Below are 13,148 nucleotides of genomic sequence, written 5' to 3'. Positions count from 1 at the left end.
CGGCATGACAAAAGAAAGAAACTGCTGACAGGCAGCAGTTTCTTGTTGGATCAATCTTCCAGGTTGATCCAGACGCTTTTCACTTCTGTATAATTATTCAGCGCGTAAGAGCCCATTTCCCGCCCGAGGCCGGATTGCTTATAGCCGCCGAAAGGAGATGCCGCATCGAAAACATTGTAGCAGTTGACCCAAACGGTGCCGGCTTGGAGACGGTCAGCAATGTAATGGGCGTTTTTCACATTTTCAGTCCAAAGTCCGGCTGCAAGGCCGTATTCCGAGCGGTTCGCCCGCTCAATGACTTCATCAACCGTATCATACGGAATGGCGGCTAAGACCGGGCCGAAAATTTCTTCTTTTGCGATGGTCATGCTGTCATCCACATCCGCAAATACAGTCGGGGAGACAAAATACCCTTCTTCAAACGGGCAGCTGCCGCCCGCGACAGCTTTGGCTCCTTCCGCTTTTCCTTTTTCAATATATGAAAGCACGCGCTCATGCTGTTCCTGGCTGACGAGCGGTCCGATTTGTGTATCTTGGTGAAGGCCGGCGCCTTGCTGAAGCGATTTCGCATATGAAACCATTTCGCTGACGACCTCATCATATTTGTCTTTGTGAATGAAGACACGGGAGCCCGCGCAGCATACCTGCCCCTGATTAAACATGACCCCGTTTAAAGCGCCGGGAATGGCTTTCTTCAAATTGGCGTCAGGCAAAATGATGTTAGGTGACTTTCCGCCAAGCTCCAGTGTCACGCGTTTAATTTTTTTTGCGGCTTTTTCCATGATTTTTTTGCCGATTTCTGTAGAACCGGTAAAAGCGAGTTTATCGACATCGTCATGGTTGGTCAGCGCTTCCCCGGCCGTCTCGCCGAACCCTGGGACAATATTGATGACGCCGTCAGGGAAGCCCGCCTGATCTATTAATTCCGCTAAATAGAGGGCGGTCAGCGGTGTCTGCTCCGCCGGTTTTAAAACGATTGTGCAGCCTGTGGCAAGGGCGGCGCCCATTTTCCACATCGCCATAAGGAGCGGGAAGTTCCAAGGGATGATCTGCCCCACGACGCCGACAGGCTCATGGCGGGTGTAATTAAAATATGAGCCGGCGACCGGAATTGTTTGTCCGGTTATCTTTGTAGACCACCCGGCATAATAACGCATATGCTCAATTGCGAGCGGGATATCCCCATTTGTTGTTTCATTAATCGGTTTTCCGTTATCAAGTGTTTCAAGCTGCGCGAGTTCCGTTTTGTGCTCTTCCATTAAATCGGCAAGCTTATACATCAGCCTGCTTCTGGAAGCGGCCGGCATAGTGCGCCATTCGCCGTGATCAAAGGCTTTGCGTGCCGCTTTCACTGCACTGTCAATGTCTTCTGTCTGTGCCTCGTAAAGCGTCATCAGCGTTTCTCCGGTTGCCGGATTCGGTGTGACAAATGTTGATCCTGAAGCGCTCGGAACAAATTTTCCGTCAATATAAAGTTTCTTCGTACCCTGTAAAAATGTTTCCAGCCTTTTTGTGATCTGCATCGTTAAAGAACTCATTCGTAACAAACCTCCCGAAATTTTTTTATGGTCTGTTTTGAGCATCTTGATGTCCGCGCAAAGTAAGCGCATACAGTCATTCTATAATAACACCCCCGGTAAAATCAATCGATAACCGTTATTGCAATTCACAAGAAAAAACGGCTACAATAAGCTTATCGATAAAGAAAAGGAGTTTTATAAATGATTCATAATAATTGGCAGACAAAAGAAAGCGTCAAAAAGGTCAAATGCGTACATACAGATGCGAAAAAATACATTGTCAAAAATGTGTTGACGCCGGGTAAAGAGTATGAAGTCAAAAATGAAACAGAAGAATTCATTTTTGTTGCAGACAATACAAACAAAGTCGGAGGCTTCTACAAAGAGTATTTTGAAGAAGTTTAAAGCTGAATGAATCCATTTTGCCTGAGCCATACTAAAAAAGACTACATATAAAGGGTGGCTGCAAAATGAAAAAAACAGAGCAAGACAAACAAAATAAAACATCAGATCAGCTTCAGCAAGTGCAACCTGAAGAAGGCACCGACACGACGATGGAACAAATATCAGATACCTATAAAGAAGGAACAATTGAAGATACGGATCGTTGATGTTTTGTTGAAACCGCGGCATTGGAGAAGCCGCGGTTTTTTATGGGGAAAATAAAAAACTGACTTTTCGAAAAAAATACTGTTTTCTTGAAACCTTTTCTTCCGTTGAACCGTATTACTTCATAACAGCGGCACCTTTCGCGAAGGGCTTTTTTGATGAACGTTCTAAAAATGTAATCTGTTCGTAATGGTTTAAATGCCGTCTATGTCGTATTCTTATATAGGGATAAAGAACTTATTTTTTTATGATTGTAATAAAACAATAGTATAGAAGCAGAAAGTGGGGTTCTTCATTGGGAATTTTTTCTGTCAGCAGATCAACCGACACAAAAAAGCTGGAGGCTTTGCTCGTTGAGGGAGAACGGATCGAAACGATTTATAAACTGCGGGTTGACCAAATATGCTTTACGAATAAACGAGTGATTTTCTTTGATAATAAAATGTTCTCCAAAAAGAAAGTGCGCGTATTTCTTCCATATAAAACAATTGAAAGCTTCGCCATTCAAGAAGCGGGGATGTTTGATCCCGATACCGGGCTTGTATTAATGACACGGGGAAAAACTTTCGAATTGGAATTTGCAAAAGAAACGGACTTGACTGAGGTTCAAGCCATCTTAACAAAATACTTATGCAGTTAAATATCACATAAAAGCCATCCGAATGCATGCGGATGGCCTTTTTATTATATAATGCTTGTTTTTCCGGAGTTCGAATCAATGAGATCCGGATCAGCGATAGAACTGATGGGGATATAAATCGGCGCCAAATCACCATTTTCTTCACCGAATCCGTAGTTGATCTTATTGGATAAAAAATAATCGATCTGCTGATACGGCCCGATCGTAATGGAAGAACCGCGGTCGACCGCATTTACTTTAAAGCCTCCTACATTTACCAAAACCGGCGAAAACATCATAATGGGCCTCCTTTTCCGGCAGGGATCTTATCGCATGCAGACTCAAAGGTTGATGGAGAATCAATTTGATCCCGGTCATCCACTTTGCCGTTCGTGCCGATGAAGCCGCTTGCATCTCCGAAGTTCTGTCCGTATCCCTGATTCTTTTTATCAGAATTCTGCCATTCCGCCAGTAAATTTTGTCCGACATTCACCGCTGAAGCATTTTCAAAGGAATTAATTTTCAACATGAAAATATTAATATTGATATATGGAGTTGGTTGAACCACAGGCAAACCTCCTTTAATACAGGTGTATGCCGGCTGTTATGACCGTATGCTTAGACAGGGGGCGATAAAAATGGATTTCGATAAGATGAAGCAATGGATGGAAATGGCGCAAAACATGTCCGGCGGCGACTTTTGGAAAAACGTTTTTGATGATGAACAACTGAAATCATTTCAAAACGGCCATTCTCATTTTCCCTTTCAACAGGGAGATGGGCAAATGAGAAGAAATGAGGATGCTTTTCCTCTTATAGATATTGTGGAAACCCATGATGAGCTCCAATTTTTGCTGTATCTGCCCGGCTACCGGAAACAAGATGTTCAGCTGTTGTCCTACGGAGAATATATTGTCGTAAAAGGCACGAGAAAATCCTTTTTCAATGAACAGGATTTTAAACAGAAGACCGGAAAATACGGCGATTTTGAAAAAAAACTCGATCTTCCGCATTCCGCTCAAGGTACGAAGGGAATGCAGGCGGTATTCAAAGACGGGATTTTATATATATCGATTGCTAAACATCTGGGGGATGCAAGCCAGATCATTATCGAAGGCTGATCTTGTTCGCTGTGCCATCTATCAGATCTGAATCATCGATACTCATGATAGGGATGACGGCAACGGTGCAATCACCGTTTTGTTCACCGTACCCTTCATTTCTTTTATTGGCTGCTGTGTTTCTCACCATAACGGAAGAGCCGGTGTTAAAAGCCGCTCCGCCGCTGATTCCGTTCATTTTTATATACTCAAAGTTGATAACGGATGGAAAAAACATCATGATTCGCCTCCTTTTTGTATATCATGTTTATATATTCGCAATGCGGGACGCATAGAACTTTCCAAGAGTGACGGGGAAAGAAGTGATTTTCTTTGAAAAAAATAATGAAAGAGATTTTCAAAAAAGTGTGTGAAGAAGAATTAGACCGGCTTAAGAAAGTGGAACAACAGCTTGATGACCTTCAGGATAAGTGTCATTTTGAGCCGCAAACGGTTGAAGGGGAAAAAACATATGTCCATATTGAGCACGTCAAAGTGGACAAGGTTGAATACAATATTGATTTTGAACAGCTGAGTATAGAAGAGCTGAGCGGTATGCTGAATATCGGCGCCACTTACCATACACCGGCGCACAGGCTCAAACAAGCCTGCGCTGAAGAAAGTCGGGACAACCCGCAAAATGATGCTGCGAAAGAAAAAAGACAGACAAAGCAGCAGACACCCAATGTCACCATCAGGGGGAGAAAGCATTGACCCCCATTGTTTCATCCTCCTTTTTCGAGGGTATGTATTAACAGATGCAGCGAAGAATACAGACGAAAAAGGAGATGATGAATATGTCATTATCAAAAGAACAGCAGGACAGCCTTTATCATAAATTAATCGATTTAAAGGAAAGTCTTCAGGGAGAATCAAAAGAAAATCATTCAATGAGCGAAGACACAGGAGAATTGTCGAACGGAGTAGATAATCACTTAGCGGATCACGGAAGCATTTATTTGGACAGGGTCACGAATCAGACGCTGGACGGTGTCGATCAGAATCTTTTAGATGAGGTGAACGCCGCGCTTGAACGAATGGATAAAGGAACATACGGGATTTGTGAGAAAACGGGAAAAGAAATTCCTTATGAAAGACTTGAAGCCGTTCCGTACGCCAGAATGACCGTCGAAGCGCAGCGAGAAACAGAAGGGGATGTGAAAACAGACGCTCCGTCATATGAAAGGGAATTTCACGAGCAGGTGAAAGACCTCTCAAATAAAGAAACCGTTGATCAAAAAAGCTCACAAACTTACGAAATCCTGGATCGCGAGCAGGATTCACAATAATAGCAGCAGGTACATTCATATGTACCTGTTTTTTTATTCCATAAAAAATCTCAGAATCGAAATAAAATCATTGACTTTATATAAAAAAGAAAGTAACATACTATTTGTAAGTAAATATTAAAAGATTACCGGGAGGAATTTAGAATGTCTCAAGTATTATTTGTAAAATCAAGTGACCGTACGGCTGAAGAAGGCGTGTCCGTAAAATTATACGAAGCGTTTCTGGCTGCTTATAAAGAAAACAATCCGAATGATGAAGTGATCGAACTTGATCTTCATAAAGAAAACCTTCCTTACCTCGGAAGAGATATGATTAACGGAACATTCAAAGCTTCAAAAGGAATTGAAATGACAGACGAAGAGAAAAAACAAGCGTCAACTGCTGACATTTACTTAAATCAATTCGTCAAAGCTGACAAAGTCGTGTTTGCATTCCCGCTTTGGAACTTCACAGTGCCTGCTGTGCTTCATACTTATGTTGATTACCTGTCTCGCGCAGGGGTTACTTTCACATACACGCCTGAAGGCCCTAAAGGTCTGATGGGAGATAAAAAAGTAGCGCTCTTAAACGCACGCGGCGGCGTATATTCTGAAGGACCGATGGCATCTCTTGAAATGTCATTAAACTTCATGAAAACCGTTCTCGGTTTCTGGGGTGTCCAAGATCTTCACACTGTTGTCGTTGAAGGCCATAATGCTGCACCGGATAACGCTCAAGCGATCATTGAAAAAGGACTGCAAGAAGCGAAAGATCTGGCTGCAAAATTCTAATTGCCATAACTCTTGCGCCCCTACAGGGTGTGAGAGTTTTTTCTATTATAGAAGAAACTGGCGGAAGCTTTCGATCTGATCTTATATTGATATATTGATATTTTGTCGAAAAAACAATTTTTATGTAGAATAAAGCATTTTTTACAAAGAAAAAAGGTTTTCTGTAAAAGAATTAACCCTCTTGCCAAAATACGACTGATGGTGTAGGATATAAGAGAAGCTACATTGTTCGTATTGTTAATTAAGTTTTAACCTTTAAGCTGTAATAGGGAGTTTTATATCGAAGCCGGAATGTCATGCCTCCGTTGCAGAGGACGACAGGAACGCTTCTGCAAACACCCACTTTGAGGAGTGGTGGTTTAAAACTTTCTTACTTGCGTACGGCATACGTAGCGAAAGCCATTTCCCTTGCGGAGATGGCTTTTTATTTTGAATTGCCCTTGAGCAGCGTACTTTATCAGTATGATAAAATGAAAGAATCAAAGACAAAGTGAGGTTTTACAACATATGCTGGATAAAGCCCAATCCCTTCTGGCGCATTATTTTGGCTACGACAGTCTTCGCGCGGGCCAAAAGCAGGCGATACAATCAGTTGCAGAGGAGAGAAAAAACACGGTCTGCATTATGCCGACGGGGGGCGGAAAATCAATCTGCTATCAGATTCCCGCACTGCTGTTTGAAGGAACCACAATCGTTATTTCCCCTCTTATTTCCTTAATGAAAGATCAAGTCGACGCGCTTGAAGAAGCGGGTATCGCGGCAGCTTATATTAACAGCACCCAGACAAGCCGTGACATTCATGAGCGCCTGACCGGTTTGAAACAAGGGGTTTACCGGCTCTTTTACATCACACCGGAGCGTTTGACTTCTTCAGAATTCATTCATATCCTGCAGAATATTACGGTTCCTCTTGTCGCCATTGACGAAGCTCACTGTATATCGCAATGGGGACATGATTTCAGGCCGAGTTACCGGAATATCGAAATCCTTTTTAATGAATTAAAAGAACCGCCCGTCATCATCGCATTAACGGCGACGGCTACGCCTGAGGTTCATGATGACATCTGCAAGCAGCTTCATATTAAGAAAGAACAAACTGTATATACCGGTTTTGCCAGAGAGAATTTAACGTTTAAAGTAGTAAAGGGCGAAAACAAAGACCGGTTTATCGAGCGGTACCTCGAAAAAAATAAACACGAAGCCGGCATTATATATACAGCGACAAGAAAAGAAACCGACCGTTTATATGAGAAATTAAAACGCAGCGGCATCAATGCCGGCCGTTATCACGGCGGATTGGCGGATGATGACAGAAAAGACCAGCAGGAGCGTTTTCTTAACGATCAGATACAAGTGATGGTAGCTACGTCCGCTTTCGGAATGGGAATCGATAAGAGCAACATCAGGTTTGTTTTACACGCGCAGATCCCGAAAGATATGGAGAGCTATTACCAGGAAGCCGGACGGGCCGGGCGCGACGGCCTTAACAGCGAGTGTGTGCTCTTGTTTTCGCCGCAGGATATTATGGTGCAGCGTTTTTTAATAGACCAATCGGCCGCCGGAGAAGAAAAACAAAAGCAGGATCTCAAAAAACTGAGACAGATGGTGGATTACTGTCATACGGAAGATTGCCTGCAGCGGTTTATTCTGAAGTATTTCGGCGAGAATGAGGCGGAAGCTTGCGAAGCATGCGGCAATTGCACTGATACAAGGACCGCCCATGACGTCACAAAAGAAGCGCAGATGGTATTGTCATGCATCATCAGAATGAATGAGCGCTTCGGAAAAACGATGGTGGCGCAGGTGCTTAGCGGGTCTAAAAATAAAAAAGTGCTGGAAAACGGCTTCAGCAGTCTGTCCACTTACGGCATTATGAAGCATCAATCCGCAGCGGAAATCAGTGATTTTATCGAATTCCTTATTTCAGATGAATATATCAGAATGGCGGACGGCACATTTCCGACGCTTATGGTCACCCAAAAAGGCAGGGACGTTCTGCTTGGAAAAAGCGCAGTCGCGAGAAAAGAAGCCTTACAGGCCGCCGCAGTTACCGAAAATGACGAATTATTTGAGCTTCTCCGGCGTCTCCGCAAAGAGATTGCAGCTGAACAGGGTGTGCCTCCATTTGTCGTGTTCTCAGATCAGACGTTAAAAGAAATGTCGGCGAAACTTCCGAAAACAGATCAGGATCTTCTTTCCGTAAAAGGGGTCGGGGAACAAAAAAGATTGAAATACGGAGCGGTTTTTTTAGAAGAAATCCGAAATTATGTAAGAGAAACAGAGTGAAAAAAAGTTTTTTTAGAAATTTGCACATTGTGTTTTTCATTGGCGCCGGAAAAATCAGAAGCTTGAAAACCCTTGCTGTATCAAGGTTTCAGCAAGACTTACCAAGCGAGAGAAATGTTTCATGTAAAGGAACTGTAATCTAATTCAAATCGTTTTGTTATTGAACTGACATTTTCATATGTTACGATATCACCTGTTAGCCGCCAATAAAAAGCTAACAAGGGAGGATTTACTTATGAAGAAGACGATTATGTCCTTTGTCGCAGTTGCAGCAATTTCAACAACTGCATTTGGAGCTCACGCTTCTGCTAAAGAAATCACGGTGCAAAAGGGTGACACGCTCTGGGGGATCTCGCAAAAAAACGGAGTGAACCTAAAGGACTTAAAAGAATGGAATCAGTTATCTTCTGATTTAATTATTGAAGGAGAGAAACTGACTATTTCTTCAGTAGAAACAACCACATCTGGGCAGTACACAGTGAAGCAGGGCGACAGCCTCTGGAAAATTGCTCAGAAATTCGGAACATCAGTCGGCAATCTGAAAAGCTTGAATAACTTGCAATCAGATATAATTTACGCAGGCACAACGTTAAATGTGAAAGGTCAGGCTCAGGCTGCACAGCCGGCTCAAGAAGCCAGCCAGCCGCAAACTGAACAAAAACCAGCTGCTGAGACAGAACAGCCGAAACAAGAAGCTGTCAAAAACGAGCAGCCTAAACAAGAACCTGTTCAAGAACAACAACAACCTAAACAAGAAGCGAAGGCTGTCGAAGCAAAACAGCAGCCTGTTCAATCAAATACAAACCAACAAGAGCCTAAAAAGCAGCTGACAATGACTGCAACTGCTTACTCTGCTAACGACGGCGGCATTTCCGGTGTAACGGCAACCGGTGTTGACTTAAACAAAAACCCTGATGCAAAAGTCATCGCGGTAGACCCTAGTGTCATTCCGCTTGGCTCTAAGGTTTATGTTGAAGGTTACGGAGTGGCAACAGCAGCAGATACAGGCGGCGCAATTAAAGGAAATAAAATTGACGTATTTGTTGCAAAGAAAAGTGACGCTAACAACTGGGGCGTCAGAACAGTAAATGTTAAAGTATTAGACTAGTTTCATATAGAGATGAAGAACACAAGGCGAAATGCTTTGTGTTCTTTTTTTCTTCCCTTTTTTGACTGTATATAATCGTTATATGCGGAAAAAGAAAAAGCGTTTCTCTAATATAATAAGGAATGGATGTGAAAACGGAATCTGAAGGGATGTATGAATCTGATGGAGCCGGAATTTATATGTTTATGGAATGCCTTCACAGAATCACCGGTGTTTCAAGCAGGTATATGCACCGCTTTCGTCATTGTGCTCGTTATCGGACTGTCTATGCCTGCTGTCAGGCTGTTTCAGGCGCTTGACAGAGGGAGAGGAAGGCCAGCCGTTATTGAAAAGGTGAGACGTACTGGCGTGATGAAGAATGGAAGGCACGAGCTTGTACTTATTTTAAACGTAAAAAACCAAGACGGAACGCATGATAAACGTGAACTGACACACGCCGTATATAATGAAGAGATCAGCCGTTTTTATGAAGGAGCTTCCGTATGGGTGACGGCAGCGGCTGGCGGACGAATTATGATCGCTCCGCGCACGCCGCGGCATAAGGCGTCAAAATAAAAAGACGGGGCGGTTTTCCCGTCTTTATGTATTAATGTCGATCGATCCATATCCGTCCGCCTTCTGAGCCGGCTTCTATCCTGCATGTTCCTCCGATCGGGAATGTCATCAAAGGGGAGGTATGGCCGAAATCAGCATTTGCGATAACAGGCATGGATGACAGTTCTTCTTTTGTACGGATGACGGCACGCAGAGCCTCCTCAGACACATTTGAAGCATGCTGGAAACGTCCGATGACAATTCCCTTCACGGCTGAAAAAGCGGGAAGATGGATGAGTGACTGCAAATCCCGGTCAAACATATGAATGTCCGACATATAATCATCTTCTATAAACAGAATCACTTGTTCCATCTCCGGAAAGTATTCCGTGCCCTGCAGAAGATTCAGCGTGCATAGATTTCCTCCGATCAGTGTTCCTTCCGCATATCCGGATTGAATAACGAGCGGTCCCGGATTCCGATAAAAACGTCTGTCCTCCTGGTTCAAATACCATTTATCATCACTCCACTCGGATGAAGGTTTTACCTCATACGGGTTGTCAGAAGCACAGCAGGCCAAGAAAGAGTCAATCGTATAGTCCAGCCCTTTTTTCATGGCAAATGAAGAAAAATGGGGACCGGAATATGTAATAAGGCTGGTTTTTTGATATATGGCATGGCCGAGGGCGGTAATATCTGAATAGCCGCAAAGGATTTTCGGATGCCGCTTGATGTTTTCATAATCAAGATAGCGGAGCAGCTGATTTGATTGGAATCCGCCGAGTGTCGTCAAAATCGCTTTGATGTCAGGATCAGCGAAAGCTTCGTGCAGATCCCGTACACGCGATTCAATCGATGATGAATGAAATTCATTTATTTCTTTTGCATTCTCTGAAAAAGAGACACAAAAGCCCAGCTCCTCCAATTTTGTCTTCGCGGCATTTATATTTTCATCTGACATAGCGGACATGCTTGTGGCCGGAGACACAATACGAATGCCGTCGCCTTTTTTCAATTTTTCCGGATACAAAAAAACCCTCCTTAAATGGTTTAATCTATTACACCATATTAACGAGGGTTTATCTATCATTTTTTACAGGTCGACCCATTTAATGCCGCCTGATTGCGTATCATTGTCAATCCAGACATCAAATTGATGTTTTTCATAAAAATGAACGAGCCGGTCGACATGATCCCAATCACGCTTAGCGATGTCGCCCGTCACTTTCGGGATATTCTGCTCTCTGGCGATATGTTTTAAAAATTTCATGCAGATCGAGCCGTAGCCGTGGTTCGGTGGGCCTTTAATATCCCCGATATGAATGGCATTGTCATAATAAGAAGCGATCAGTGAAAAACAGCCTCTTCCCCGGTAGGCTGATTCACAATCAGTCAGCATAATCTTACATGTTTGGCCATCATCAATCGAGGAAACAATGATCCAATCGTCATTGTTCGATTGATCAATACCAAGCACTCGCGCGTCTTTTGATACATCTATCAGATTTTCCCGCATTCTGAAAATCTGAAATTCAAGTTTATGAAGCTCTTTTTCCAGCTCTTTCTGATCTCTTTCTTCTGCAGTAAACAAAATCATACTCCTTTCACAGTGTAAAAGTCTTAGTCAAACACAAGTATCCATTGTAGTAAATGATGTCTTGGTTTGTAAATGGGTTTTGCAAAAACTTTTTTAGAAAAGTCTGCCGTTTATATGTGGATTGACGTTTTTAAGGCGGTACGGATAGGGAAAGGAACAGTGAGCAGCGGAAAAAGGAGGAATCTATAATGGCAATTGATTCACTCATCGGCAAATTGAAGTACGTAATGACGGAATCTCCTGATAAAATGCTTTCCTTATATGTAAATACGGATGTGAGAAATCCGGATCAGCAGGGGGGAGAGTGGAAAATCGCCTTGAAAACCGGTTTTCGGAGATTAAAAGAGTATCTGTCTGTAAGTGATCCGGAAGAAGAAAAATCTCTCGTCCGCATCATGGAACGTGTCTATCAATATATCGATGGGCTTGGTAAAGAGATGCCGCGAAGTCTCGTATTTTTTGCATCGGGAGAAGGCGGCATCTGGGAGACGATTGAATTGCAGGTGCCTGTCGAAACACGATTTTATTGGGAAGAAACGGCTGTCCTTGATCAATTAGAACTTCTCCGTGAACAATTTCCGAGCACGGCTTTTATTCTCACCCAGCAGAATGAAGTGAAGATCATAGAAACCGTACTCGGAAAAATTGAAGGGGTGGAGCATTATCAATACGACGTCATCAATGAATCGTGGAAACCGCAGGATGTAAGCGGAAGCTCCGCATCGATGGAGGAAGACGCCGCCAAAGCCCATGTCGAAGAAAACCAAAACAGGCTGTATAAACGATTGGCTTCAAACCTAGATCAAAAGGCCGCTTCACACCAATGGGAGCGTCTCGTAATCGCAGGGGACAAAGAAACAGCCGATATTCTCGATCAGCATATGAATAAACCGATAGATCGGATCATTCCAAAAAATCTGTTGAATGAAAACGAACATAAAGTGATAGAAGAACTGTTGAAGGAAGCATAATATGACGAAAGGCCGGGTCTCAAACACCCGGTCTTTTTAGGGCTTAAGTTTGTCTAATTTCTGACGAAGCGGACGAAACCGTTGACATCAAAGCTGAATTCTCATACCATTTGGATAGTCAGTAAAATTGAGAGAGGTCATAAGATGAATCAGACAGAAAACAAACCTAAAAGTTATACCGGTATCGTGCTGACATTGACCGTTTTGATCAACGGGTTAATTGCGGTGCTGTTTTTTATGCCGAAATCGGGACAGGTCAGCATTGCCAATATTCATATTCTGCCGATGTTAAATGCTATTTTTAACAGCTTTACTTTTATCTTTTTGCTGGCAGCGCTCTTTATGATTAAGCAAAAAAATATTCAAGCGCATAAACGCTTTATTTTGGCGGCGTTTACGACGACTCTGCTGTTTTTGATCTGCTATGTCGTGTACCACTCGATAGCTGAGAATACTTTATTCGGCGGCCACGGCATCATTCGGGGGATTTATTTCTTTATTTTGATTACGCACATCTGTCTTTCCGCCGTTATCGTGCCGCTTGCGCTGTTTACGCTGATCAGAGGATTCAGCATGCAAGTGGAGCGCCACAAAAAAATCGCGAGATGGACGATGCCGCTCTGGCTGTATGTCAGTCTGACGGGTGTCATTGTATACTTAATGATCTCACCGTATTATTAAAAAAAGCCGTGCTCTGCGCGGCTTTTTTCTATTGATGGAAAAAGGCGCCTCAGCAGGGCGCCT

General features: G+C 43.2%; 18 protein-coding genes and 1 other RNA gene. 13 read left to right on the top strand and 6 right to left on the bottom strand.

Annotation, left to right across the window (positions count from 1 at the left end; genetic code table 11):
• Positions 1 to 50: 50 nt before the first annotated feature.
• The gene (locus VP472_RS09860) at positions 51 to 1,538 is read right to left on the bottom strand and encodes an aldehyde dehydrogenase family protein (protein WP_003153776.1); all 1,488 of its coding nucleotides are present in this window, start codon (positions 1,536 to 1,538) and stop codon (positions 51 to 53) included.
• A gap of 183 nt (positions 1,539 to 1,721) precedes the next feature.
• On the opposite strand from VP472_RS09860, the gene VP472_RS09855 reads away from it, so the two are divergent.
• The 3 genes from VP472_RS09855 (at position 1,722) to VP472_RS09845 (ending at position 2,769) form a co-directional block, all read left to right on the top strand.
• Positions 1,722 to 1,925: a DUF6501 family protein gene (locus VP472_RS09855; RefSeq protein WP_003153779.1), complete on the top strand. Its 204-nt coding sequence runs from the start codon at positions 1,722 to 1,724 to the stop codon at positions 1,923 to 1,925.
• 65 nt (positions 1,926 to 1,990) lie between these two features.
• A complete protein-coding gene (locus VP472_RS09850) occupies positions 1,991 to 2,131 on the top strand; it encodes a DUF4025 domain-containing protein (RefSeq protein WP_003153781.1) in 141 nt (46 codons plus the stop codon).
• Between the two features lie 293 nt (positions 2,132 to 2,424).
• Complete coding sequence (locus VP472_RS09845) at positions 2,425 to 2,769, top strand: PH domain-containing protein (RefSeq protein ID WP_003153783.1); 345 nt, start codon at positions 2,425 to 2,427, stop codon at positions 2,767 to 2,769.
• Between the two features lie 44 nt (positions 2,770 to 2,813).
• Here VP472_RS09845 and VP472_RS09840 read toward each other — a convergent pair whose 3' ends face one another.
• Positions 2,814 to 3,047, bottom strand: a complete 234-nt coding sequence (locus VP472_RS09840) for a hypothetical protein (RefSeq protein ID WP_003153785.1) — start codon at positions 3,045 to 3,047, stop codon at positions 2,814 to 2,816.
• Positions 3,044 to 3,316 carry a hypothetical protein gene (locus tag VP472_RS09835; RefSeq protein ID WP_003153786.1) on the bottom strand — a complete coding sequence of 91 codons (273 nt, stop codon included), beginning with the start codon at positions 3,314 to 3,316 and terminating at the stop codon, positions 3,044 to 3,046. Before VP472_RS09835 ends, VP472_RS09840 begins: the two co-directional genes overlap by 4 nt.
• A 70-nt stretch (positions 3,317 to 3,386) precedes the next feature.
• Here VP472_RS09835 and VP472_RS09830 point away from each other — a divergent pair, with 70 nt between their 5' ends.
• Positions 3,387 to 3,869 carry an Hsp20/alpha crystallin family protein gene (locus VP472_RS09830; RefSeq protein WP_003153787.1) on the top strand — a complete coding sequence of 161 codons (483 nt, stop codon included), beginning with the start codon at positions 3,387 to 3,389 and terminating at the stop codon, positions 3,867 to 3,869.
• On the opposite strand, the gene VP472_RS09825 is transcribed toward VP472_RS09830, so the two are convergent.
• Positions 3,856 to 4,089 carry a hypothetical protein gene (locus VP472_RS09825; RefSeq protein WP_060562870.1) on the bottom strand — a complete coding sequence of 78 codons (234 nt, stop codon included), beginning with the start codon at positions 4,087 to 4,089 and terminating at the stop codon, positions 3,856 to 3,858. The genes VP472_RS09830 and VP472_RS09825 overlap by 14 nt on opposite strands.
• Before the next feature lie 92 nt (positions 4,090 to 4,181).
• On the opposite strand from VP472_RS09825, the gene gerPC reads away from it, so the two are divergent.
• The 7 genes from gerPC to VP472_RS09790 all read left to right on the top strand — a co-directional run bounded on the left by gerPC (position 4,182) and on the right by VP472_RS09790 (position 9,857).
• Positions 4,182 to 4,562: a spore germination protein GerPC gene (gene gerPC / locus VP472_RS09820; protein ID WP_146277006.1), complete on the top strand. Its 381-nt coding sequence runs from the start codon at positions 4,182 to 4,184 to the stop codon at positions 4,560 to 4,562.
• Positions 4,563 to 4,645: 83 nt separating this feature from the next.
• Complete coding sequence (locus VP472_RS09815) at positions 4,646 to 5,137, top strand: TraR/DksA family transcriptional regulator (RefSeq protein ID WP_003153790.1); 492 nt, start codon at positions 4,646 to 4,648, stop codon at positions 5,135 to 5,137.
• 144 nt (positions 5,138 to 5,281) lie between these two features.
• Positions 5,282 to 5,908: an FMN-dependent NADH-azoreductase gene (locus tag VP472_RS09810; RefSeq protein ID WP_003153791.1), complete on the top strand. Its 627-nt coding sequence runs from the start codon at positions 5,282 to 5,284 to the stop codon at positions 5,906 to 5,908.
• A gap of 214 nt (positions 5,909 to 6,122) precedes the next feature.
• Positions 6,123 to 6,308: non-coding RNA, 6S RNA (gene ssrS, locus VP472_RS09805), on the top strand.
• Between the two features lie 107 nt (positions 6,309 to 6,415).
• Positions 6,416 to 8,194, top strand: coding sequence for a DNA helicase RecQ (gene recQ / locus VP472_RS09800; protein WP_146277004.1), 1,779 nt, complete (start codon positions 6,416 to 6,418; stop codon positions 8,192 to 8,194).
• A 235-nt stretch (positions 8,195 to 8,429) separates the two neighbouring features.
• Positions 8,430 to 9,302 (top strand): 3D domain-containing protein, encoded by an 873-nt coding sequence (locus VP472_RS09795; RefSeq protein ID WP_003153795.1) that lies wholly within the window; start codon positions 8,430 to 8,432, stop codon positions 9,300 to 9,302.
• Between the two features lie 162 nt (positions 9,303 to 9,464).
• On the top strand, positions 9,465 to 9,857 hold the full coding sequence (locus VP472_RS09790; RefSeq protein ID WP_146277476.1) for a hypothetical protein: 393 nt from the start codon (positions 9,465 to 9,467) through the stop codon (positions 9,855 to 9,857).
• A 31-nt stretch (positions 9,858 to 9,888) separates the two neighbouring features.
• Here the strand turns inward: VP472_RS09790 and VP472_RS09785 are convergent, their stop codons facing one another.
• Together VP472_RS09785 and VP472_RS09780 are read right to left on the bottom strand one after the other, a co-directional pair.
• Positions 9,889 to 10,866: a S66 family peptidase gene (locus VP472_RS09785; protein ID WP_146277002.1), complete on the bottom strand. Its 978-nt coding sequence runs from the start codon at positions 10,864 to 10,866 to the stop codon at positions 9,889 to 9,891.
• A 63-nt stretch (positions 10,867 to 10,929) separates the two neighbouring features.
• Positions 10,930 to 11,433: an N-acetyltransferase gene (locus VP472_RS09780; protein WP_014305189.1), complete on the bottom strand. Its 504-nt coding sequence runs from the start codon at positions 11,431 to 11,433 to the stop codon at positions 10,930 to 10,932.
• A 188-nt stretch (positions 11,434 to 11,621) separates the two neighbouring features.
• On the opposite strand from VP472_RS09780, the gene VP472_RS09775 reads away from it, so the two are divergent.
• Positions 11,622 to 12,404 (top strand): VLRF1 family aeRF1-type release factor, encoded by a 783-nt coding sequence (locus tag VP472_RS09775; protein ID WP_146277000.1) that lies wholly within the window; start codon positions 11,622 to 11,624, stop codon positions 12,402 to 12,404.
• 144 nt (positions 12,405 to 12,548) lie between these two features.
• The gene (locus VP472_RS09770) at positions 12,549 to 13,085 is read left to right on the top strand and encodes a DUF420 domain-containing protein (protein WP_003153801.1); all 537 of its coding nucleotides are present in this window, start codon (positions 12,549 to 12,551) and stop codon (positions 13,083 to 13,085) included.
• Positions 13,086 to 13,148 lie beyond the last annotated feature (63 nt).

Origin of the sequence: Bacillus sp. MT(2024) (genome assembly GCF_036362845.1) — a bacterium.
GTDB lineage: Bacteria > Bacillota > Bacilli > Bacillales > Bacillaceae > Bacillus > Bacillus velezensis.
This window is presented reverse-complemented; position numbering and strand designations above follow the sequence as displayed.